The organism is Dietzia sp. KRD202 (assembly GCF_017168155.1).
Taxonomy (GTDB): Bacteria; Actinomycetota; Actinomycetes; order Mycobacteriales; family Mycobacteriaceae; genus Dietzia; species Dietzia kunjamensis.
The window spans coordinates 1-21311 of record NZ_JABFAN010000007.1 but is presented as its reverse complement, the minus strand read 5'-3'; the positions used below and the strand labels follow the sequence as shown (position 1 = coordinate 21311).

General features: G+C 70.4%; 21 protein-coding genes. 17 read left to right on the top strand and 4 right to left on the bottom strand.

All coding sequences use genetic code 11. The annotated features are described in order from the left end of the window. Window positions 1-111: 111 nt before the first annotated feature. Window positions 112-519 carry a pyridoxamine 5'-phosphate oxidase family protein gene (locus J1M64_RS04995; RefSeq protein WP_069389236.1) on the bottom strand — a complete coding sequence of 136 codons (408 nt, stop codon included), beginning with the start codon at window positions 517-519 and terminating at the stop codon, window positions 112-114. 105 nt (window positions 520-624) lie between these two features. Between J1M64_RS04995 and J1M64_RS04990 the strand changes: the two genes are divergently transcribed. Then, a complete protein-coding gene (locus J1M64_RS04990) occupies window positions 625-1404 on the top strand; it encodes an SDR family NAD(P)-dependent oxidoreductase (RefSeq protein ID WP_119191675.1) in 780 nt (259 codons plus the stop codon). Continuing rightward, window positions 1401-2630 carry a cobalt-precorrin-6A reductase gene (locus J1M64_RS04985; RefSeq protein ID WP_307872374.1) on the top strand — a complete coding sequence of 410 codons (1230 nt, stop codon included), beginning with the start codon at window positions 1401-1403 and terminating at the stop codon, window positions 2628-2630. The genes J1M64_RS04990 and J1M64_RS04985 overlap by 4 nt, the downstream gene beginning before the upstream one ends. A gap of 41 nt (window positions 2631-2671) precedes the next feature. Here J1M64_RS04985 and J1M64_RS04980 read toward each other — a convergent pair whose 3' ends face one another. Then, window positions 2672-3604, bottom strand: coding sequence for a precorrin-3B synthase (locus tag J1M64_RS04980; RefSeq protein ID WP_206473266.1), 933 nt, complete (start codon window positions 3602-3604; stop codon window positions 2672-2674). A 69-nt stretch (window positions 3605-3673) separates the two neighbouring features. On the opposite strand from J1M64_RS04980, the gene J1M64_RS04975 reads away from it, so the two are divergent. The 3 genes from J1M64_RS04975 to J1M64_RS04965 are packed head-to-tail and all read left to right on the top strand — an operon-like array spanning window position 3674 to window position 6954. After that, window positions 3674-4579 (top strand): amidohydrolase, encoded by a 906-nt coding sequence (locus J1M64_RS04975; protein ID WP_206473264.1) that lies wholly within the window; start codon window positions 3674-3676, stop codon window positions 4577-4579. Continuing rightward, window positions 4579-6174 (top strand): apolipoprotein N-acyltransferase, encoded by a 1596-nt coding sequence (gene lnt, locus J1M64_RS04970; RefSeq protein WP_206473262.1) that lies wholly within the window; start codon window positions 4579-4581, stop codon window positions 6172-6174. Before J1M64_RS04975 ends, lnt begins: the two co-directional genes overlap by 1 nt. Next, window positions 6175-6954 carry a polyprenol monophosphomannose synthase gene (locus tag J1M64_RS04965; RefSeq protein WP_206473260.1) on the top strand — a complete coding sequence of 260 codons (780 nt, stop codon included), beginning with the start codon at window positions 6175-6177 and terminating at the stop codon, window positions 6952-6954. Between the two features lie 118 nt (window positions 6955-7072). Here J1M64_RS04965 and J1M64_RS04960 read toward each other — a convergent pair whose 3' ends face one another. Beyond that, window positions 7073-7417 (bottom strand): RNA polymerase-binding protein RbpA, encoded by a 345-nt coding sequence (locus J1M64_RS04960; RefSeq protein ID WP_067714504.1) that lies wholly within the window; start codon window positions 7415-7417, stop codon window positions 7073-7075. Window positions 7418-7573: 156 nt separating this feature from the next. Between J1M64_RS04960 and J1M64_RS04955 the strand changes: the two genes are divergently transcribed. The 6 genes from J1M64_RS04955 to J1M64_RS04930 all read left to right on the top strand — a co-directional run bounded on the left by J1M64_RS04955 (window position 7574) and on the right by J1M64_RS04930 (window position 14003). Then, complete coding sequence (locus tag J1M64_RS04955) at window positions 7574-7930, top strand: hypothetical protein (protein WP_206473258.1); 357 nt, start codon at window positions 7574-7576, stop codon at window positions 7928-7930. Beyond that, window positions 7927-9675, top strand: a complete 1749-nt coding sequence (locus tag J1M64_RS04950) for an alpha/beta-hydrolase family protein (protein ID WP_206473256.1) — start codon at window positions 7927-7929, stop codon at window positions 9673-9675. The genes J1M64_RS04955 and J1M64_RS04950 overlap by 4 nt, the downstream gene beginning before the upstream one ends. Window positions 9676-9742: 67 nt before the next feature. Next, on the top strand, window positions 9743-12130 hold the full coding sequence (locus tag J1M64_RS04945) for an excinuclease ABC subunit UvrA (protein ID WP_206473254.1): 2388 nt from the start codon (window positions 9743-9745) through the stop codon (window positions 12128-12130). Then, window positions 12127-12570, top strand: a complete 444-nt coding sequence (locus J1M64_RS04940) for a PaaI family thioesterase (protein WP_067714515.1) — start codon at window positions 12127-12129, stop codon at window positions 12568-12570. Before J1M64_RS04945 ends, J1M64_RS04940 begins: the two co-directional genes overlap by 4 nt. 203 nt (window positions 12571-12773) lie before the next feature. Beyond that, window positions 12774-13364 (top strand): pyridoxamine 5'-phosphate oxidase family protein, encoded by a 591-nt coding sequence (locus J1M64_RS04935; RefSeq protein WP_067714518.1) that lies wholly within the window; start codon window positions 12774-12776, stop codon window positions 13362-13364. Window positions 13365-13373: 9 nt separating this feature from the next. Further along, entirely contained in the window at window positions 13374-14003 is a 630-nt protein-coding gene (locus tag J1M64_RS04930; RefSeq protein ID WP_067714521.1) for a GyrI-like domain-containing protein, read from the top strand. A 2-nt stretch (window positions 14004-14005) separates the two neighbouring features. On the opposite strand, the gene J1M64_RS04925 is transcribed toward J1M64_RS04930, so the two are convergent. Beyond that, window positions 14006-14452 carry a MarR family winged helix-turn-helix transcriptional regulator gene (locus tag J1M64_RS04925; protein ID WP_067714523.1) on the bottom strand — a complete coding sequence of 149 codons (447 nt, stop codon included), beginning with the start codon at window positions 14450-14452 and terminating at the stop codon, window positions 14006-14008. A 60-nt stretch (window positions 14453-14512) separates the two neighbouring features. Between J1M64_RS04925 and J1M64_RS04920 the strand changes: the two genes are divergently transcribed. The 6 genes from J1M64_RS04920 (at window position 14513) to J1M64_RS04895 (ending at window position 20999) form a co-directional block, all read left to right on the top strand. Then, window positions 14513-14989: a DoxX family membrane protein gene (locus tag J1M64_RS04920; RefSeq protein ID WP_067714526.1), complete on the top strand. Its 477-nt coding sequence runs from the start codon at window positions 14513-14515 to the stop codon at window positions 14987-14989. 24 nt (window positions 14990-15013) lie between these two features. Next, window positions 15014-16504: an amidase gene (locus J1M64_RS04915; protein WP_206473252.1), complete on the top strand. Its 1491-nt coding sequence runs from the start codon at window positions 15014-15016 to the stop codon at window positions 16502-16504. A gap of 845 nt (window positions 16505-17349) precedes the next feature. Next, window positions 17350-18456: a tyrosine-type recombinase/integrase gene (locus tag J1M64_RS04910; RefSeq protein ID WP_031264746.1), complete on the top strand. Its 1107-nt coding sequence runs from the start codon at window positions 17350-17352 to the stop codon at window positions 18454-18456. Next, window positions 18453-18785 carry a helix-turn-helix transcriptional regulator gene (locus J1M64_RS04905; RefSeq protein WP_017836429.1) on the top strand — a complete coding sequence of 111 codons (333 nt, stop codon included), beginning with the start codon at window positions 18453-18455 and terminating at the stop codon, window positions 18783-18785. Before J1M64_RS04910 ends, J1M64_RS04905 begins: the two co-directional genes overlap by 4 nt. A 24-nt stretch (window positions 18786-18809) precedes the next feature. Continuing rightward, a complete protein-coding gene (locus tag J1M64_RS04900; protein ID WP_083961625.1) occupies window positions 18810-20327 on the top strand; it encodes a recombinase XerD in 1518 nt (505 codons plus the stop codon). A 243-nt stretch (window positions 20328-20570) separates the two neighbouring features. Then, entirely contained in the window at window positions 20571-20999 is a 429-nt protein-coding gene (locus tag J1M64_RS04895; protein ID WP_198150781.1) for a heavy metal-responsive transcriptional regulator, read from the top strand. Window positions 21000-21311 lie beyond the last annotated feature (312 nt).

Below are 21311 nucleotides of genomic sequence, written 5' to 3'. Positions count from 1 at the left end.
GCGGGCGGCTATGACCGAGCAGGCGAACCCGGGAGATTCCTCTGATTCCGTCCGGCAGGCCGCGGCCCGGCGCGCACCCAGCGCGCACCCGCCGAGCGCCCGGCCGCGGTGTCAGTCGCCGGTGAACATCTGCTTGGAGCCCAGGACGCGATCCACCTCTATCGCCAACACCACCCGCTCGGGGTTCGGACTCGGCTCGCGGTACCGCAGCGCGTAGCGGCGCTCGCCCTCGCGGACCGAGTCGGGATCCTCGAGGAGGCGGATGGTGCCCTCGAAGGTGAGCCACCGTCCGCGGTCGACGTGCGAGACCGCCGCGCGGCCGCCACGCCGGGCGTTGGCCGCCTTCTGCGATCCCCGCCGGGTGATGACGCGCGCCAGCCCGCCCTCCACGTCGATCGTGAAGCCCACGGCGACCACGTGGGGCGAACCGTCGCGCCGGAGTGTGGTCAGGCTGCCGAGGTGGTATTCGGACAGGAACCGGTGTGCCTCGTCAGAGAGTTCTGCCATCGAGTGGGCCATGACGCCGAGCCTGCCACAGTGAACCGACTGCAGTGAGCCGGCCGCAGTGAGCGGACCGCAGTAAGCCGACGCAGAGCGCGACGCGGTACGTGGGACACTGGGCCCATGCCCACATCCGCAACCCCGTCGTCCCGGTCCGAATCCGGCGGTGAGGTCGTGGTGGTCTTCGGTGGCCGCAGCGAGATCGGTCTGGCCGTCGCCCACCGCCTCGCACCCGGCCGCACCGTCGTGCTCGCGAGCCGCCCCGGTGGAGACGTCTCCGCGCTCGAGGCCCCACTCCGGACCGCGGGCGCCGTCGCGGTGGAGCTCGTGGACTTCGACGCCGACGACCTCGACTCGCACGCCGCGATCGTGGCGGACATCGAGACCCGGGTCGGGGAGATCGACATCGCCGTCCTGACGTTCGGCATCCTGGGCGACCAGGAGGTGGCCGAGCGCGATTCCCGGGCCGCGGCCCGCATCCTGCACACCGACTTCGTGGCGCAGGCCGCGCTTCTCACGGTCCTCGCCGAACGGATGAAGCCCCGTCGCCGCGGGGTTCTCGTGGCGTTCTCCTCGGTCGCCGGGCAGCGGGTCAGGCGCGCCAACTACGTGTACGGCTCGGCCAAGGCGGGACTCGACGGGTTCGCCTCCGGCATGGCCGACGCCCTGCACGGCACGGGCGTCACGCTGGTGATCCCGCGTCCGGGCTTCGTGATCGGCCGGATGACCGAGGGCATGGACCCCGCCCCGTTCTCGTCCACGCCGGACCAGGTGGCGGACGCGGTGGTCGACCGGGTGGAGTCGCGCACGGCGGGTGTGGTGTGGATCCCGTGGCAGCTGCGCGTGATGTTCGCCGTCGCACGGCTCGTCCCGCAGCCGATCTGGAGGCGGATGCCGCGGTGAGCGCTCCACCCCGGTCGGGCGCCGACCCGGCCGCCGTACACCTTGTCGGCACCGGTCCCGGCCCCGTCGATCTGCTCACCGTCCGCGCCTCCCGACTCATCGCCATGAGCGGCACCGTCCTGGCGGAGCCGGGTCCGATCGGCCCTGGGGCGCTGGGACTGTGCCCGTCGACGGCCCTGGTCATCGACGCCTCCGCGCTGTCGCCGACAGACGCCGCCGCGAGGATGCGTGAGGCCGTCGACCGCGGCGACCGGGTCGTCCGGCTCTATCCGGGCGATCCCACGGACCACCCCGAGCTGCCGGCCCACACCGGCGCCCTCGACGCCGAGGGGATCAGCTGGGAACTCGTGCCCGGCATTCGTTCCGGCGCCCCTGTCGAGGCCCACCGGGACGCGCGGCCCGCGCCCGCCCCGGAGGCCCCGCGGTCTCAGCCCGTCGCCCCGCCCGCGACCGCGATGCCGGGAGGCTCGCCCGGCCTGATCCTGGTGCTGGGGGGCACGGGCGAGGCCCGTCGACTCGCCGACCTCATGGTCACCGCCGGGCTGGACGTCGTCACCTCGCTGGCGGGCAAGGTCACGCGGCCGAGACTCCCCCGTGGGGAGGTGCGGATCGGTGGCTTCGGAGGTGCGGAGGGATTAACGCACTGGATGCGCGAGAACGGCGTCAGCGCCGTCATCGACGCGACCGACCCGTTCGCCGACCAGATCTCGGTGTCCGCGGTCCACGCCGCGCGCGAGACGGCCACGCCGCTGCTCCGCCTGCACCGCCCGCCGTGGACCGAGCAGGCGGGCGACGAGTGGATCCGCGTCCCGGACATGCAGACCGCGGCCCACGTGGTGCGGGAGCGTTTCCGCCGGCCGATGCTCACGGTCGGCAAGCAGGGCGCGTCCGCGTTCGCCGGGGACACCCGGGGGTCGTATCTCATCCGGTGCTCCGAGCCGCCCCCCGGGGCGCTGCCGCACCGCTACCTGCTGGTATTGGACCGGGGCCCCTTCGGGGTGGAGTCCGAGCGGACGCTAATGTCCCGCCACCGGATCGACGTGCTGGTCACCCGCAACAGCGGCGGAGCCACCTCCGAGGCCAAGCTCGCCGCCGCCCGCGACCTGCGCATACCGGTGGTGATGGTGGACCGGCCCGAGACCCCGCAGGCCCCTCGGGTCCCTGAGACCGTGCACTCCGTCGAGGACGCCGCCCGCTGGCTGGTCGAGCGGTTCGGCGCGCGCTGAGCCTGCCCAACTGCTGAGCCGACCTCACCACAGAACCGACCTCACGGGAAAGCCGTCACCCAGGGCGATTCGGCGTCGAAGATCATCCCCATCGGTGCCAGCACCCGCACCACCTGCTCCGCCATCGGTTCGGTGAGTTCGTGCAGGCCGATGACCCGGTCGGCCGAGACGGTGGTCGGACGCTCCACCGCGCCGAGAAATTCGGCGAGTCGGGCGGGAACGACGCCGTCGGGCACCACGGCGAGCAGGCTCACCAGCCCGTCGGCGGTGTCGATCCAGCCCACCCTCGGCACGTCTACATCGGTAGCAGGAGGGGACGTCGGGTCGACGGGAGCGGGGATGGTCCGGGGGTGGGATCCCAGGGCGTCGACGACGAGCTGGTGCAGGTCGCCGGACCCGGGCACCCGCGTCGGTCCCGCCGAACCGGTGAGCTTCACGGCCGCGTCGACCAGCACGGTGGCGGCGTCGGCCACCGCGACCCGGAGCGGGACGGGGTGACCGGCGACGTGGACCCGCGCGCCGCCGTCGGACCCGTCCACCGCCACCGCCAGGTCGGGGGAGTGCGCCAGGACGTCGCCCGACCCGTCGTCGATCCCGAACAGCACCTGCCCGTGCAGGGCGTCAGCCGCGTCGCGGGCGAGCAGCGCGGCCCCGAGCCCCGTCGGCAGGTCGCCGACGTCGTGATGCCCGCCGAGCCGGCCGGCCAGAGGAGAGGCGATGATGTCGCGTCCCCTGGGGTGGGCGACTGCCTCGGGCAGGCCCGCGGCCTCGAGGTCCCGCACCGCGAGCTCGACCGGATCGCGGTCCGCGCCCACGATCCGGGCTGCGCCCCCGGCCGTGAGCTGGATGCCGCCGCGATGTCCGGCCGCGAGCGCCGCCAGGGCGGTCCAGTGCTCGGGGCGCAGCCGGCCGCCAGGGAAGCGCAGGGTGTCCCCGGTTCGGGACGACCCGGCCGCGTGGTGGGAGTCGTTCATGAGCACCCAGCGTAGGCGCGGGGGGTGGGCGGCCGGGCCGCCGGTCGGTGCTCGGGGATAATCGCCCGCATGACCGCTTTCCTGGCTACCGGGGGCCGCGTGCTCACGCCCGCCTCACGAGACGCAACCGCCCTGGCACACGAGAACGGGCTCATCGTGTGGGCCGGCTCGGATGCCCCGGGCCCCGCCCTGTTCCCGGGTGCCGAGCAGGTCGACCTGGAGGGGGACTGGGTGGCCCCGGCGTTCGTCGAGTGCCTCCCCGAGGGCCTGGACCCGGCGGTCGCGGCCGCCGGCGGCGTGGTGCCCGCCGGTCTGCCGGGCGCACACGGGCTCGACGAGGTCGAGGAGCGGGTGCGTGCGGGGGAGCGGGTGGTGCTCGACGACACCGTCGACCCGGCGCGCCTCGCGACCGAACTCACCCGCCTCGCCACCGAACTCGGCGGGCCGGCGGTCGCCCGGTGCATCCCGGTCCTCGTCGGCGGGACCGGGGCCGGGAACGCGGACGGCGACACGCTCGCCGCCCTGGCCGCCGTGGGAACGGTGACCCTGTTGCGCCCGCTCGTCGATGACCTGACGGGCACCGATCTCGTGCGCATCGCCGCCTCCGGCGTGGCGCTGGCCGCATCCACCCGGGCCGGCGACGAGGTCCGGCCGTGGGACGCCCTTCGGGCCCTGACCTCCGTCGAGGGCGGCCGAGGCCTGTCCCCGCGAGCGGCGTTCACCGCGACCACCCGGGGCGCACACCGGGCGGCCGGCGCGCACGACGGCACGGCGGGCACCCTCACCCCGGGCACGGCGGCCACCTTCGCGAGGTGGCGGACCGGGGAGCTGGCCGTGGTCGCCGCGGACGACGCCGTCCAGCGGTGGTCCACGGACCCGCGCTCCGGAGTTCCTCCGATGCCGGATCTCACCGGACCCGACCCCGTTCTGCGCGCGCTCGTCGTGGACGGCCTGCCCGCCGGCCCCGCGACCTGATGCCCCTGCTCACCAGGCTGGCCTTCGCCGCTGCCTCCGGGGCGCTGCTGGCGGCCTCGTTCCCCCCGGTGGGTCTGTGGTGGACGGCGCTTCTCGCGATTGCCCTCCTCGTCGTCGTCCTGTCCCCGTCCGCCGCCTCCACGGTCCGGCCGCGCACCGGCGCGCTCCTCGGGTTCACCTCCGGCCTGGTCTTCTTCCTCCTCCTGGTGCCATGGGTGGGCCTGTACGTGGGCGCCTACGCCTCGTGGGGCCTGTCGCTGGTCGAGGCGCTGTACCTCGCCGCGTTCGGCGCCGGCGCCGCGATCATCCTGCGGGCCGGCCTGGACCCCGGCAACCGGCGCGGCCCGCGTGCGGTCGGCGCCGTGCTCGGGGTGGCCGGCTGGTGGTCGCTGTGGGAGTGGGTCCGCTCGTCCTGGCCCTGGGGCGGCTTCCCGTGGGGACGGCTGGCGTTCGGCCAGGCCGACGGGCCGCTGCTACCGCTGGCGTCCCTGGGCGGCACCCCGCTGGTCGGGTTCGCGGTGGCGTCGATGGGGGCGGCGATCGGCGTCGCCGTCCTGCTCCTCGCCCGCCGTGACCGACCCGTCCGCGCCGCCACCGGCCTGCTCACGGTGCCCCTGGTGACCGCGGGCCTGGTCGCCGTCGCGTCCCTCGCCCCGACCGGCGACGAGCCCACCGACACCGTCGAGGTCGCCGTGATCCAGGGCAACGTCCCGCGCCTCGGCCTGGACTTCAACGCCCAACGCCGCGCGGTGCTCGAGAACCACCTGCGCGTCACCGCCGAGTACGCCGACGATGTCGAGGCCGGCACCGAGGCCCCGCCGGACTTCGTGCTGTGGCCGGAGAACGCCTCCGACATCTCGCCGCTGGCCGACCGCCTCGCCGCCGCCCAGATCACCGCCCTGTCCCGACGCCTGGACGCACCGATCCTCGTGGGCACCGTCCTGCCCACCGGCGAGGGCCGCGAAGCCCACAACTCCTACCTCGTGTGGGACGGCCGTTCCTCCGACCCCGCCGAGGGCCCGGTGGTCGACCGCCACGACAAGAAGTACATCCAACCGTTCGGCGAGTGGCTCCCGCTCCGCGAACCGCTCGAGGCGCTGTTCCCGATCGCCCGGACCGCCGGGCACTTCATCCCCGGCGACGGCGACCACGTCGTCACCGCGGGCGGGGTGGACCTGGGCGTGGCCATCTGCTTCGAGGTCGCCTTCGACGCCGCCGCCCGCGAGCCCGTCTCCCGCGGCGCGCAGATCCTCACGGTCCCCACCAACAACGCCACCTTCGGCCGCTCACCCATGACGTACCAGCAACTCGCGATGTCCCGGGTGCGGGCCGTGGAGCACGACGTGCCCGTGCTGATCGCCGCGACCAGCGGGGTCAGCGCCGTCATCGGCCCCGACGGCGACGTCCGCGCCGAGAGCGGCATCTTCGAGCCCGCGGTGCTGGCGGCGCAGGTCGAGGTGGGCGGGGCCGGTACGATGGCAACCCGACTGGGTGGCATCCCGCAGGCGGTGAGCTGCCTCATCGGGCTCGTCGCACTGGCATGGGCGCTGGTCCGCACCCGGCAACGAGCCGCGACCCGAACCGAGGAGAAGTAAGTGACCGATCCGACGACGCCGGGCCGACACGCGCCGTCCGCGCGCACCCTGGTGATCATCCCTACCTACGACGAGCGGGACAACCTGCCCGGCGTGGTGGAGCGGTTGCTGGCCGCGGCCCCCGAGGTCTCGGTCCTCATCGCCGACGACAACAGCCCCGACGGCACCGGCGAGGTGGCCGACCGGCTCGCCACCGAGGACCCGCGCGGGCGCATCACCGTGATGCACCGCGAGGGCAAGCAGGGGCTCGGGGCCGCGTACATCGCCGGGTTCCGCTGGGGTCTCGAGCGCGGGTACACCGTGCTCGTGGAAATGGACGCCGACGGCAGCCACCCGCCCGAGCGGCTCCCCGCGATGCTCGCCGCCGTCGACGGCGGCGCCGACCTGGCGATCGGCTCCCGCTACGTCCCCGGCGGCGCGGTGGTCAACTGGCCGTGGCAGCGCCACGTCATCTCCCGCGGCGGCAACGTCTACTCCCGGGTCATGCTGGGCGTGGGCATCAAGGACATCACCGCCGGCTACCGCGCCTACCGGGCCGACGCCCTGGCCGAGCTGGACCTCGACGCCATCGAGTCCAAGGGCTACTGCTTCCAGATCGACATGACGTGGCGCCTGCTGAACAACGGGCGCCGGGTCACGGAGGTGCCCATCACCTTCACCGAGCGCACCGTCGGTCAGTCCAAGATGAGCGAGTCGATCTTCCGCGAGGCCGCGGTCAACGTGGCCCGCTGGGGCTGGGAGAAGCGTCGACACCAGCTCAAGAGCCTCGTCGGCCGCTGACCCGGTGCGCGCCGGCTCCGGCCGCACACCGACCCCGGACACAGGAGAACGCCCCGGCCCTGCGGGGCCGGGGCGTTCCGGTGCCACCGGGTGATATCCGGTGACCGCTCGGTACTACTTACCGCGCACCGGCGCGGCGCCGCTTCTTGAGCAGGTCCATCCGCTCCTTGAGCAGCTCCTCGAGCTCCTCCAGGGAGCGACGCTCGAGCAGCATGTCCCAGTGGGTACGCGGCGGCTTGCCCTTCTTGACCTCGACCGCGGGGCCGTCGATGAGCTGGCCCTCCTGGCCGTTCTTGCACATCCAGGCGCCGGGGATCTCGGCGTCATCGGCGAACGGGACCTCGTAGACCTCGCCGTTGGGGGTCTGGTACCGCGCCATGCGGCGCGGCGCGAGGTCGGTGTCCCGGTCGGTTTCGTAGCTCACCGCACCGAGGCGGCTGCCCCTGAGGACTCGATCTGCCATGCGAACTCCTTCTGCCGTGTTCGTCTGCGTCAATTCATGCGGATCGACACGACGCTGCGTGGTTCCTGCTTGTGTCAACGCCAGGGGAACCCCCAAATGTTCCCACGTCCCGACGCCACGGGCCACACGGGGGCGCCGCTGGGTAACCTCACACCCGTGGAACCCGACGCCCGACCCGAGCCGACCGCGCCCCGCAGGGGCGAGGCCTCGTGTGCGTGGTGCGGCCGTCCCGTGAACGAGGGCGGGACCGGGCGCCGGCGCCGCTACTGTCGGCGGTCCTGCCGGCAGCGGGCCTACGAGCAGCGCCGGTCGCTCCGGATGCAGGACCTGCCCGAGGGCACGGTCGTACTCACGGAGGCCGAATCGACCGACCTGATGGACCGCATGTTCCAGCTGCGCTGCGCCTGCGAGGATCTGCGGACCGCCATCGCCGAGGGCGAGGACCCCGCCGAGCTGGCCCGCATGTCCGAAGAGCTCGTGGCGGCGGCGAGACGGGCCGAGCGCCTGCGGTGAGCGAGGACGGAGAGGCCGGTCGGCCGACAGCGGGGACCACGCCCGTCGCCGCGCTCCGGACGTGGTGGGAACGGTGGCGCCCCTCGGTCACCGGCCTCATCGTGGCCGCGCTGGCGGCGTGGGTCTCGCTCATGCCGTCCCTGCTGCCGCGGGCCTGGTACTACCAGGGGGTGGTCACCGGCGTGTCGATGCTGGTGGGCTACGGGGTCGGCGTTGCACTGAGGACCCTCTGGCGGCGGGTCGTGGCGCCCCGCATCACCCTCCACCCCGACCTCCTCGCGTTCGGTGACCGTCTCCTGGCCTTCGCCCGTCTGTCCGCCCCGTACATCCTGGTGGTCTACCTCATCACGGCCACGGCCACGGCGATCCGCTGGCAGGACCAGGTCTCCGATCTGGTGCGCTCACCCCGCCCGCCCTGGGCGGACTACATGAAGATCCCGTGGGTCGCCCTGGCGATCTTCCTGGGGCTCCTCATCGCAGCCCGCGGCGTCCGGGCGGGGTACCGGTGGCTGGCCCGCGCGGTGGGCCGCAGGTTCGGCGTGGGGGAGTACACCGCCCGGCTCACGGGCGTCGTGATGGTGGCCGTGCTCGCGCTCGGCGTGGTGCAGGGCGTGGTGCCGCGCCTGTTCTTCGACGCGGCCAACCGGATCTACAGCGGGCAGAACAACGAGGACCTCCCCGGCGCGCGACCGCCGTCGGCGCCGGAGCGATCCGGGTCCCCGGGGTCGGTCGTGGACTTCGGGGACCTGGGCCTGCAGGGCCGACGGTTCGTGAGCGGCGGCCTCGACGGAGAACGCCTGGGGGATCTGTTGGGCGAGAACGCACCCGAGCCGATCCGGGCGTACGCCGGTCTGGAGTCCGCGCCGACCGACGACGAGCGTTCCGCCCTGGTGGTGGAGGAGCTGGAGCGGACCCGGGCCTGGGAACGTGAGTCGGTGGTGATCGCCCCGACCACCGGCACCGGGTGGATCAACCCCCACGCGGCTCAGGCCATCGAACTGCTCTCCGGTGGCGACGTGGCGATCGTGGGCACCCAGTACTCGTACCTGCCCAGCTGGATCTCGTTCCTCGCCGACCGCGAGAAGGCGGAGGCGGCGGGCCGGTCACTGATCGAGGCGGTGGTGACCTGGCGCGACTCCCTCCCACCGGGTCGGCCGCAGCCGAAGCTGTACGTCTACGGCGAGAGTTTGGGCACCCAGGCCGGCGAGGCGGCGTTCTCGGGGATCCGCGATATCCGGGCGACGGTGGACGGGGTGCTCTGGGTCGGCCCGCCCAATTCCAACCACATCTGGCACGCGCTCGTACAGCGGCGCGACCCCGGTACCCCGGTCACCGAGCCGGTGTACGCGGACGGCCTGCTGGTGAGGTTCTCGGAGGATCCCGCGGAGTTCCGCGACGACGACACCCCGTGGATCCCGCCGCACGTCCTGTACGTCCAGCACGCGACCGACCCGGTGGTGTGGTGGACCCCGGATCTGCTGTTCGACCGCCCCGCGTGGCTGGCCGAACCGCCCGGCAAGGGCCGACATCCGGGCATGTTCTACATGCCCGTGTTGACCCTGTTCCAGGTGACCGCGGACCTCGGAAACGCGATCGGCGGGTCGCAGGGCTACGGCCACCTGTACGACCATCAGATCCTCGACGGCTGGGCGGCCGCGACGGGACGCGAGGGATGGGACGACGACGAGTTCCAGCGGTTCGCCCGACTGCACGCCACCGCGATGGAGGAGCAGGACCGCGGCTGACGCCCTTTCCCGCCACGGGTCCGCGGTCTAACGTTGCCGCTGAGCGGACAGGGTGAGGAGACCCGGGATGAGCGCCCACGCGGCAGACACGCACGACACCATCCGCGTCCTCGGCGCGCGGGAGAACAACCTCCGGTCGATCGACGTGGATCTGCCCAAGCGGCGGCTGACGGTGTTCACCGGAGTCTCCGGATCCGGCAAGAGCTCGCTGGTGTTCTCGACCATCGCGGCGGAGTCGCAGCGGATGATCAACGAGACCTACAGCGCGTTCCTCCAGGGCTTCATGCCCACCCTGGCGCGGCCGGACGTGGACGTGCTGGAGGGGTTGACCACGGCGATCGTCGTGGACCAGGAGCGGATGGGCTCCGACCCCCGCTCCACGGTCGGCACCGCCACAGACACCGGGGCGATGCTGCGGATCCTGTTCAGCCGTCTCGCGCAGCCGAGGATCGGCGGCCCCAAGGCGTACTCCTTCAACGTCGCGTCCGCCTCCGGGGTCGGCACACTGAAGAAGGCCGACGGAACCCGGCAGAAGGCCGAGTTCTCCATCACCGGCGGGATGTGCGTCCGCTGCGAGGGTCGCGGATCGGTGTCCGATTTCGACGTCGACGCGCTGGTGGACCGCTCCAAGTCCCTGTCCGAGGGCGCGATCACCGTCCCCGGATACTCGATGGACGGCTGGTACGGCCGCATCTACTCCGGCTCCGGGTTCTTCGACATGGACAAACCGGTGGGGGAGTTCACCGATCGGGAGATGCACGACCTGCTGCGTAAGGAGCCGGTCAAGGTCAAGGCCGACGGCATCAACGTCACCTTCGAGGGCCTGATCCCCAAGATCCAGAAGTCGATGCTGTCCAAGGACGTCGAGGCGATGCAACCGCACATCCGCTCGTTCGTCGAGCGGGCCGTGGTGTTCACCACGTGCCCCGAATGTGACGGCACCCGGCTCAACGAGGGGGCCCGGTCGTCCCGCATCGGGGACAGGAACATCGCCGACGTCTCGGCCATGCAGATCACCGACCTGGCGGAGTGGCTGCGCGGCCTCGAGGAGCCGTCGGTCGCGCCGCTGCTGGACTCGTTGCAGCACACGCTCGATTCGTTCGTCGAGATCGGACTGGGGTATCTGTCCCTCGACCGCCCCGCGGGCACGCTGTCGGGCGGCGAGGCACAGCGGGTGAAGATGATCCGCCACCTCGGTTCCGCGCTGACCGACGTCACCTACGTCTTCGACGAACCGTCGATCGGCCTGCACCCCCACGACATCCAACGCATGAACGGGCTACTCCTGCGGCTGCGCGACAAGGGCAACACGGTCCTGGTGGTGGAGCACAAGCCGGAGACCATCGCGATCGCCGACCACGTCGTCGACCTCGGGCCCGGCGCCGGCTCCGAGGGCGGTCAGATCTGCTTCGAGGGATCGGTCGGCGGGCTCCGCGCGAGCGACACGGTCACCGGCCGGCATCTCGACGACCGCGCCGCGCTGAAGAACAGCGTGCGGGCGGCCACCGGGCGGATCGAGGTGCGTGGTGCGACAGCCCACAACGTGCGAGGCGTGGATGTGGACATCCCACTCGGGGTCCTGTGCGTGGTGACCGGCGTGGCCGGATCGGGCAAGAGTTCGCTCATCCACGGCTCGGTGTCGCCTCGCGACGGGGTGGTGGCGATCGACCAGGCCGCCATCCGCGGGTCGCGGCGCAGTAATCCGGCCACATACACGGGGCTCCTCGAGCCCATCAGAAAGGCGTTCGCCAAGGCCAACGGCGTCAAGCCGGCGCTGTTCAGCCCGAACTCCGAGGGCGCGTGTCCCACCTGCAAGGGCGCGGGCGTGATCTACAGCGACCTGGCGATGATGGCCGGCGTCGCCACGACGTGCGACGACTGCGAGGGCAGGCGCTTCCAGGCCGAGGTGCTCGAGTACCGGTTCGGCGGCCGGAACATCGGCGAGGTGCTGGGGATGTCCGTCGCACAGGCCGAGGAGTTCTTCGCCGGGGGAGAGGCGCGGATCCCCGCCGCGCACAAGATCCTCGCCCGGCTCCGCGATGTCGGCCTGGGCTACATCCGGCTCGGTCAGCCCCTGACCACGCTGTCCGGTGGCGAGCGCCAACGCCTCAAGCTGGCCGCCCAGATGGCCGACAAGGCCGAGGTCTACGTGCTGGACGAGCCGACCACGGGCCTGCACCTGGCCGACGTCGCGACCCTCCTGGCGATGCTCGATCGGCTGGTCGATGCCGGGAAGTCGGTGATCGTGATCGAGCACCACCAAGCCGTGATGGCTCACGCGGACTGGATCATCGACCTCGGCCCCGGCGCCGGCCACGACGGTGGCCGGATCGTGTTCGAGGGCACGCCGGCCGAACTCGTCGCCGGTGCCTCCACTCTCACCGGCGAGCACCTGGCGAGGTATGTGGCTGCGGCGACCCAGCCGGAAACGGTAGCGGGTAGAAAGACCCCATGATCGACTCCGGCGGGTTCCCCGATGCCAGCTCTCCCGACGCCAGCGTCTTCGTCCGCGCTTCCGGACTCGTCGTCGATGAGGTGACCCCCACATCGCTGAGAGGGCACGCGGTGCTGGGGGAGGAGCACGTCACGGCGTGGGGGACGGTCCACGGTGGCGTCTACGCGAGCATCGTGGAGTCCGCCGGTGGCGCGGGGGCGGGGTTCGCGGTCGCCGAACGGGACCAGATCGCGGTCGGCGTGCACAACGGCACCGATTTCCTCCGACCGTCCACCGGCGGGCGGGTCGAGGTCACCGCGCACGCCCTGTTCCAGGGCCGCAGCCAGCAGCTGTGGGATGTGGTGATCAGTCAGGCCGAGGGTGGAGCCGTGCTCGCGCGGGGCCAGCTCCGGCTGCAGAACGTGCCCAGGCCGGACACCGTCGCCACGCCCGGACGCTGAGTACTCAGCCGAGCTGCGCTGCCCTGCGTGTGCCCTCGTCACCGAGACGCATGCCACCGGGATGGTCGGCATCATGCCCGGTCAGGCGGTCCGTCCGAATCTTTTGTGCAGCGCCTGTGTGCTGACACCGAGCACCATGCCGATCTCCGCCCAGCTCATGCCCTGCAGCCTGGCGTGCCGCACCGCAACCTATATTGACGACCATGGCAGCCAACCACTACCCGGGAATCGCGTACGGATCGGCGGTGCGGGCCCGGCAGGACGCCGTGGGGGTCACCCTCCCCGTCGACACCGGTGACTTCGCCCTCGAGGGCACCGATGTCGCACTGATCCGGAGCGCCGACCACTTCTCCCTCTCGACCGTCACCGAGTCGGGCTGGCCGTACACGCAGCACCGCGGCGGCCCGGCGGGATTCGTGCACGTGGTCGACGACACGACCCTCGCCTGGGCCGAGTTCCCGGGCAACCACCAGTACGTCTCCACGGGCAACGTGGATCACGACGGACGCGTCTGCCTGCTCTTCGTCGACTACCCGACCCGACGGCGGTTGAAGGTCTTCGGTCACGCGCGCACGGTCGAGCCGGACGCCGAGCCCGAACTGGTCGACCGGCTCCGGGCCATGGGGGAGAAGCGGTACTCCGGCCGCGTGGAGCGCGCGATCGTGGTGGATGTCGTGGCCGCTGACGCCAATTGCAGTAAGCACATCACCCCGCGGTGGAATCGCCGGTACATCGACGAGTTGACCGCGGTGTACAAACGCCGGATCGAGGAACTCCAGGCCGGTTCGGCGTAGCCTGCTGCCATGGTCGGTGACCCGCCCAACTACGACATCAAACGCGAGCGTAGGGACCTCTACGACGGCAAGGCCGGCCGATTCGACCTGGTCGAGGTCCCAGCGATGACCTTCCTCATGGTCGACGGGCGGGGAGATCCCAATACCGCGCCCGAGTACAGGGCCGCCGTCGAGGCGCTGTACGCCACGTCCTACGCCGTGCGCGCGGCGGCCCGGACCGTGCTGGGACGGGTCCACACGGTGGGCCCGCTCGAGGGCCTCTGGTACGCCGACGACCCGCGGGTGTTCACGGCCCGCGACAAGGCCGCCTGGAGTTGGACGATGATGATCTGGCAGCCGGACTGGGTCACCCCGGACATCCTGTCCGCCGCCATGGAGAAGGTGACGACGACGACGGTGCCGGACGCCCGCGAGCGGGTGCGGTTCGACGGGTACGCCGAGGGGTCGGCGGTGCAGACGCTGCACGTGGGCCCCTACGACGACGAGGGCCCGATCATCGCGCGGATGCACGAGGAGATCATCCCGTCACGAGGGGCGACCCCGTCGGGACGCCACCACGAGATCTACCTCTCGGACCCCCGCAGGTCCGATCCCGCCAGACTCAGGACGATCCTCCGTCAGCCGATCACCATCGGCTGACGCTACTGATCGCCGCGATCGGCTCCTTCGAGCGAGGTCACGAGTCGCTGGGCCAGGGTCCGCAGCTGGACGAGGTCCTCCTGCGGCATGTCCACCCTGTCCAGCAGGGAACACTGGATCGTCTCGGCTTCGGCGCGCAGCCGCCCGCCGGCCTCGGTGAGGTGCACGTGGACACTCCTCCCGTCGCCGACGGAGCGGGACCGCTCGACGAGTCCGGCATGCTCCAACCGTGCGAGCAGAGGGGAGAGGGTGCCCGAGTCGAGGAGAAGTCGGTCGCCCAACTGGCGGACCGTCAGCCCGTCCTCCTCCCACAACACGAGCAGGGCGAGGTACTGCGGATAGGTGAGACCGACCGACGCCAGGGCGTGGCGGTAGGCCGACGTCGAGGCGCGGGAGGCCGCGTAGAGGGCGAAGCAGACTTGCTCTTCCAGTCGGAGATCGGGATCCATCACACGAGTATCGCCCATTTTTAGGTTGCGCTCAATTAAGTTGTGCGCAACACTACCCCCATGGACAAACTCGACCGGCCCCTGAAGAACTCGCGATCCCGCACACCGGTGCGCCGCCGCAGTGCGGGGGAGGTGGTCCGACATCTCGGACGATGGGCCCTCGGCGCCGCCCTTCTCGGGGCGGGGACCGGGCACCTGACCACCATGCGCGACGAGTTCCAGGCACAGGTCCCGACGTGGGTCCCACTCGACCCGGACTTCGTGGTCGTCGCCTCCGGCGTGGTGGAACTCGGACTCGGCGCGGCGCTGATCCTCGCACCGGCGCGATACCGGCCGGCGGTGGGCGGCGTGACGGCGGCGTTCTTCGTCGCGATCTTCCCCGGCAACATCTCTCAGTACGTGACGGGCACGGACGCGTTCGGGCTCGACAGCGACCGCGCACGCCTCGTGCGGTTGTTCTTCCAGCCCGTCCTCGTCGCATGGGCCCTGTGGTCCACGGGCGCATGGCGCGCCTGGCGGAACCGGAACAATCGCTGATCGCGCTGCGTAGACTCCGGCCCCATGCGCTTTGACGAGTTCCGTAGTCACGATGCCCTCGGTCTCGCCGCCCTCGTCCGGCAGGGCGAGGTCACCCCGGGCGACCTGCTCGACGCGTCGATCCAGCGCGCCGACGGTGTCAACCCGCGACTCAACGCGATCGTGCGCCGCCTGGACGGGCCGGCTCGCGCCCGGGCGACCGAGGAGCTGTCGGGCCCGTTCGCCGGGGTGCCGTTCCTTCTCAAGGATCTCGGTCAGGACTACCGCGGAACACCCACCAGTGGCGGGTCGCGTCCACTGGCCGACGTACCGGCGACCGAGCACGCGACCGTGGTCCGGCGGTGGTTGGACGCGGGCCTGGTGGTCTTCGGCAAGACCAACACCCCGGAGTTCGGGGCCAAGGGAATCACGGAGCCCGAGCTGTTCGGCCCCGCCAGGAACCCGTGGGACACCAGCCGCAGTCCCGGGGGCTCGTCGGGCGGGTCCGCCGCCGCGGTCGCGGCCGGCATCGTCCCGGTCGCCGGGGCGAGCGACGGCGGCGGTTCGATCCGCATCCCGGCCGCGTGCTGCGGGCTCGTCGGCCTCAAACCCGGCCGCGGACTGGTCCCGATGGGGCCCGCGCGCGGCGAGGCGATGCACGGCGCGGCCACCAATGGCGTCATCTCGCGGTCGGTTCGCGACTCGGCTGCGATGCTGGACGTCCTGATGGGAGGGGAGCCGGGCGGGCCGTACGTCCCGGCCACCCCGTCGGAGTCGTTCCGGTCCCAGGTGGGGGCGGACCCCGGACGTCTGCGGATCGGCGTGTGCACCGCGTCCTCGATCAATTCCTCACCCCACCCTCAGGCTCTCGCCGCTGTGGAGACCGCTGCCAGAGCGCTCGAGGATCTCGGCCACCACGTCGACATCCTCGAGTCACAACCCGTGGACGACCTGGCTCTGGCCCGCGATTTCCTCACCAGCTGGTTCGCCTACCTCGCGTGGTCGGTCGAGGACACCAAGCGCCGGACGGGGTGCGCCGACCGGGACTTCGAGACGGACACGCGGATCGTGGCGGCACTCGGCCGGGCGCAGAGCAGCGTGGACTATCTCGATGCCGTGATGCGGCGGGATCAGTACGTCGGCGAACTCACCAGCTTCTTCGAGGGCTACGACTTGCTCATGACGCCGACGCTTGCAGATCTCCCGCCCCACATCGGCACGCTGGACACCCCGCCGCTCGCGCGTCGCGCGGCGACCGCTTTGCTCGCGACGCGCACAGCTCCGCTGTTGCGACACTCGGGATTCGTGGAGTCGCTCATCGACGCCAACCTGAGCTGGGTGCCGTACACCCAGCTGGCCAACCTGACCGGTCGGCCGGCGCTGTCGCTTCCGCTGCACTGGACACCCGAGGGCGTCCCCATGGGGGTGCACTTCACCGCAGGACTCGGGGGCGAGTCGATGCTGCTGCGTCTGGCCGGCCAGCTGGAGCAGGCACTGCCGTGGACTGACAGACAGCCGGCGGCTCTGGGCCGATGACCCCGCAGGCGCACAGCGTCGGGGGCACCCACCCCCGAAACGTCACTGTGTCGAATCGGGGCCGACTGGGCGGGACCCCACGGAGGCGGCAGTGGATAGATGCCGCGAGACCCCGGGGTGACTTCGGACGGCAAACCGACGATGTCCACGACCCGGGGCCTCGCAACGAACGGCGGCGACGGATCGCCGCCGGGGAACTCAGGCCATTGCAGAACTCAGGCCATGTCCGCCGGAAGGACACTGAGGAGCCACTGGTAGAGATCCACCAGAGGGTTGTGGATGAGCATGAAAGCGTTCTCGACTGATCCGCGCATGATGTCGCACCTTTCTCTACCGAGCGACACGGTGTCGCCTCAGTGACCATTCGTAGCAGTGCGCACGGCGGATGGTGACGAACTCCGGAAGGTTCTCACCGGACCACCCGCTCCCGAAGTGCCGATAATCTACATTATGTAAAGTCAAAATCTGCGTATTGCATCAGATGAATCGCCCCTCGCATTTCCAGCTCCTCCTTCGCGTCCGGCACCGATCCCTGCCCCGACCTGCGAAGTCACCCACTCTCGGGCGCTGCCACCACTGCTTTCCGGAAAATCTGCGTATTGCATCAGATGAATCGCCCCTCGCATTTCCAGCTCCTCCTTCGCGTCCGGCACCGATCCCTGCCCCGACCTGCGAAGTCACCCACTCTCGGGCGCTGCCACCACTGCTTTCCGGCCCGGGCACTGGGCCTCAATGAGGCCGAAAGACGATCTTTGGCACGTCGTTGACCTGCAGGGGTTCCCGTGAAGGCTCATCGGTTGTATCATTGATTCATCAGATGAGACGTCGTGGTTTGGGGTTTAGCGATGCGACTGGATGGCTCCGGACGGGTCCATATGGCGCCGTCGCTGCCGGTGCTTCGGCCCGCCGAGCAGGTGCTCCGGCTGATGCTGGAGGGCTGGCGCAACCAGCAGCTATCCCGAAATCTGCAGTTCAACACGATCGAACAGCGACTGCGCCTGGTGCAGCGGTTCGTCGACCACGTCAATGCGGAGCCGTGGCACTGGACCCCGGCGATGGTCGAGGAATTCTCCGCCGATCTCCGTACGGTCAAACACGTCGCCCACTCCACTCTTCGCGGCTACCACTGCGCACTGCGGGCGTTCACCAGCTACATCGCCAATCCGGATTACGGCTGGGATCGGGTGTGCGAGCAGCACTTCGGCACCCATCCGGCGCAGGTGTTCTTCGACTGGAACACCGCACCACACGTGCAGGCCTACGACGGGCGGGCCACAAAGCGGCCCTACACTCGCGAGGAACTCGATGCACTGTTTGAGCACGCCGACAACGAAGTCGCACGCGCTGGCGCCTCCGGGCGGAAAGGCTGGCAGCCCGCCTACCGGGACGCGGTCATGATGAAGATCGCCTACGGCTACGGTCTGCGATTCAACGAGTTGCGCCACCTGCAAACCGTCGACTTCGCCCGCAATCCCCACGCCCGCGAATTCGGGGCCTTCGGCCTCTGCAAGGTCCGCTACGGAAAATCCCGACGCGCCTCTCCCTTTCGGCCCCGCAGCGTGTTGACCGTATGGCGCTGGACTCCAAGCATCCTCGAAGACTGGCTGGCCAATGGCCGCGGCGCCCCCGACGGCCTCGAGCTGTTCTGTAGTGAACGTGGCGGACTCGTCGTGGAATCGACCTTGCTGCGTCGGCTACGCCGGTACTGCGACGAACTCGGATTCTCCGATGGTCTCGATATCCATTCCTTCCGTCGCTCGTACGCCACTCACCTGCTGGAAGCGGGATGGGATCCCCGGTTCGTCCAGGACCAGATGGGCCACGAGTACGCCTCGACCACCGGGATCTACCAGTTCACCTCCGATGAGTTCCGGCGCTCCACCCTCCGCGCCGCGCTCGACCGCACGATGAATCAAGCACTGTCACCCGACGATCGGAGCGGACCATCATGAAGCGCACCGTCGACTACCGCTGGCGTCTGGCCGAGCTCATGGCCGCACGCGGCATGCACAACACCACCGAACTGATCCCGCACCTGGCCGAACGCGACATCACCCTGTCCCGGCCGCAGGTCTACCGACTGGTTACCCAGCGCCCCGAACGCATCTCCCTGCAGGTCGTAGCCGCCCTGTGCGACATCTTCGACTGCGGACCCGACGACCTGCTCACCGTCACCGCTGCTGATGCACGCGCCCGCAAAACCGGCACCACCCCGGCAGCGAATGTCGTCGACCTCGACCGGTCCGTCCGCCCACGCCGCGCCAACATCCTCGACGAATAGCCCCGCCCGCGAGGAGGACGACCAATGAACCCGACCCCTGACGGCCTGTCGCCTCGTTCCACCCGCCGCGGCCGACCACGCGCCACCAGTACCCGAGATGACCCCTGTGCCCGGTGTGGCCGCAACATCCCCCGCCTGGCAGCGCGTTGGCCAGAGGGGCGACTGTGCTTCACCTGCTACAACACCGCGATCCACACCCACGGCACCTGCCCGAACTGCCGACAGGACCGGCTCCTGCCCGGCCCTCCAGGCGCCGACGGCGAACCGGTCTGCGGCACCTGCGCCGGCATCGACGTCGACTTCCACTGCCAGCGCTGCGGCGCCGAAGCAGGCCATCACCGCGGCAACCTCTGTGTCCGCTGCGTCCTGCGCGAGGACCTTCACGCCCTGCTCGGCAGTGCCCCCAGCGATCCCACACTGGCCGGTCTCGTCGACGCCCTGTGCGCCGCCGACCGACCCGAATCGATCATCACCTGGAAACGCTCACCCAAAGTGAAAACCCTGCTCACCGGACTCGGCGACGGCTCAATCCCCTGCACCCACGACGGATTCGACGCCGTCGGCGGCAAACCGGCCGAACACGTTCGTGCACTGCTACAGCACCACGACCTCCTACCCACACGGGATCCCTACTTGCCGCGGTTCGAACAGTGGATCGCCACGAAGCTCGACGGCCTGCCCGACGAGGTCCGCCAGCCCGTCCATCACTTCGCGACCTGGCATCACCTGCGCCGCATCCGAGCCAAAGCCGCCGACGGGACGCCCACCCGGGCACCGATCCATTCGGCGAAGCAAGAGATCACCGAGACCATCAAGTTCCTGAGCTGGCTGCACACCACCTATGGGCGCACTGCCGCAACCTGCACCCAGCCCGACATCGACGAGTGGCTCGCCACCGGACCCAGTACCCGACAACTGATCCGGACCTTCTTCGTCGTCGCCGCACGCACCCGCCTCAACACCACCGTCACCGTTGGGCACCGTGCCGCCCGCAGCAGCCCGTCGTTGACTCAAGACCAGCGGATCGCGTGGATCCACGAACTCCTCACCGGCAACAGCGAGACACTGCCCTACCGCGTCGCCGGCACACTCCTGCTCCTCTACGCCCGTCCGATCACCAGAATCGTCACCCTGCAAGTCTCCGACGTCACCGACCAGGCAGACGGGATGACCATCGCACTCGGCCTACGCCCCACCGACGTGCCCGAACCCTTCGCCGGCCTCCTGCGCACCCACCTGGCCACTCGCCCGAACCTGCGCACCGGCGCCGGCGGTGACAACCCCTGGCTACTGCCCGGCACGCTCGCCGGACGACACCTCCACCCCACCACCGTCGCAAACCGACTCCGCGGCCTGGGCATCAACCTGCGCGGAGCACGCAACCGAGCCCTGGCCGAGCTCGTCGTCGAATGCCCGCCCTCACTCGTGGCCGACGCCCTCGGCTACAGCCACCAAGTCGCCTTCCGCCACGCCAGCAAAACAGCCGAACCCTGGGCCCGCTACGTCGGCCGATCCCTCCCCCGCCCAACGGATACCCCGTAGCGTCGCGCAATCGTCCGCCGTGGAGACACTCGGGTCCACAGCATCCGAAAACAGGCAACGTTACGCGTTTCCGCTGTTTCCCGAATGGGGTCCGGACGAACGCTGGAGTCGCCGTCGACGAGCAAAATCCGGCCGACGAGCTGGGTGGTACCAAACCACATGGAGCACTAGCTGAGGCTGACGGGAAGACTCCTGATCCCGGCGCTTGACCTTGAAGTGCACTCCAAGGTCTACCGTGAGGTCATGACAAGCCAGGCAATGACGAGCTACATGCGGATCGGAGAGCTCGCCAACGTCGTCGGCCTCAGCCCGGACACGATCCGCTACTACGAGAGAGTTGACTTACTACCGCCCCCAGCCCGCACCCCGTCGGGCTATCGGATCTACAGCACGCAAGCGGTGGATCGTCTGCGCTTCATCCAGGGGGCACAGCGGCTAGGCCTCAAGCTCGACGACATCCGTGACCTCCTCTCCGTCAGAGACACAGGAGCCTGTCCGTGTGAACCGGCAGGAGACCTACTCACCCGCCGGTTGACCGAACTCGATGCAGAAATTAAACGTCTGAAAACTCTGCGAACCGAGATGACGACCATGCTCACAGCCTTGCCTGCCGAGAATTGCCCACCCCCGACCCCAGGAACTTGGCTTGAAACAAAGAAGGAGGTGAACTGAGATGCACGACTGCTGCGAAGACCCGATGTGCCCGCCAGAACTCTGCGGCTGCGGCTGCTAACCAGCAAGGAGGGGGCTCCGGCCCCCTCCTTGCTCCTCGCCCTGGGTCGCGGGTCGGCTGAGCAATCTGCGGACTGGTTCCGATTGAGGATCCCCTAACGCGATACCGCCAACCCGGCACGCAAACCGTACCGGCCGCACGTTGTGATCCGGCCTCCCCCTGCGGGAGAACCCGCTCGGAACAACGGCCAGGGACGGCCCCTGCCTGCCGACTCGAATACGCATGAATCTAATACGCAGACCTTCCACCTA

Bases quoted from the DNA above. Each gene is read 5' to 3' on its own strand.
- J1M64_RS04945 (WP_206473254.1), top strand. From the start codon at position 9,743: ATGAGCGCCCACGCGGCAGACACGCACGACACCATCCGCGTCCTCGGC.
- J1M64_RS04935 (WP_067714518.1), top strand. From the start codon at position 12,774: ATGGCAGCCAACCACTACCCGGGAATCGCGTACGGATCGGCGGTGCGG.
- J1M64_RS04915 (WP_206473252.1), top strand. From the start codon at position 15,014: ATGCGCTTTGACGAGTTCCGTAGTCACGATGCCCTCGGTCTCGCCGCC.
- J1M64_RS04960 (WP_067714504.1), bottom strand. From the start codon at position 7,417: ATGGCAGATCGAGTCCTCAGGGGCAGCCGCCTCGGTGCGGTGAGCTAC.
- J1M64_RS04930 (WP_067714521.1), top strand. From the start codon at position 13,374: ATGGTCGGTGACCCGCCCAACTACGACATCAAACGCGAGCGTAGGGAC.
- J1M64_RS04905 (WP_017836429.1), top strand. From the start codon at position 18,453: ATGAAGCGCACCGTCGACTACCGCTGGCGTCTGGCCGAGCTCATGGCC.
- lnt (WP_206473262.1), top strand. From the start codon at position 4,579: ATGCCCCTGCTCACCAGGCTGGCCTTCGCCGCTGCCTCCGGGGCGCTG.
- J1M64_RS04895 (WP_198150781.1), top strand. From the start codon at position 20,571: ATGACAAGCCAGGCAATGACGAGCTACATGCGGATCGGAGAGCTCGCC.
- J1M64_RS04995 (WP_069389236.1), bottom strand. From the start codon at position 519: ATGGCCCACTCGATGGCAGAACTCTCTGACGAGGCACACCGGTTCCTG.
- J1M64_RS04910 (WP_031264746.1), top strand. From the start codon at position 17,350: ATGCGACTGGATGGCTCCGGACGGGTCCATATGGCGCCGTCGCTGCCG.
- J1M64_RS04920 (WP_067714526.1), top strand. From the start codon at position 14,513: ATGGACAAACTCGACCGGCCCCTGAAGAACTCGCGATCCCGCACACCG.
- J1M64_RS04980 (WP_206473266.1), bottom strand. From the start codon at position 3,604: ATGAACGACTCCCACCACGCGGCCGGGTCGTCCCGAACCGGGGACACC.
- J1M64_RS04975 (WP_206473264.1), top strand. From the start codon at position 3,674: ATGACCGCTTTCCTGGCTACCGGGGGCCGCGTGCTCACGCCCGCCTCA.
- J1M64_RS04900 (WP_083961625.1), top strand. From the start codon at position 18,810: ATGAACCCGACCCCTGACGGCCTGTCGCCTCGTTCCACCCGCCGCGGC.
- J1M64_RS04940 (WP_067714515.1), top strand. From the start codon at position 12,127: ATGATCGACTCCGGCGGGTTCCCCGATGCCAGCTCTCCCGACGCCAGC.
- J1M64_RS04925 (WP_067714523.1), bottom strand. From the start codon at position 14,452: ATGGATCCCGATCTCCGACTGGAAGAGCAAGTCTGCTTCGCCCTCTAC.
- J1M64_RS04990 (WP_119191675.1), top strand. From the start codon at position 625: ATGCCCACATCCGCAACCCCGTCGTCCCGGTCCGAATCCGGCGGTGAG.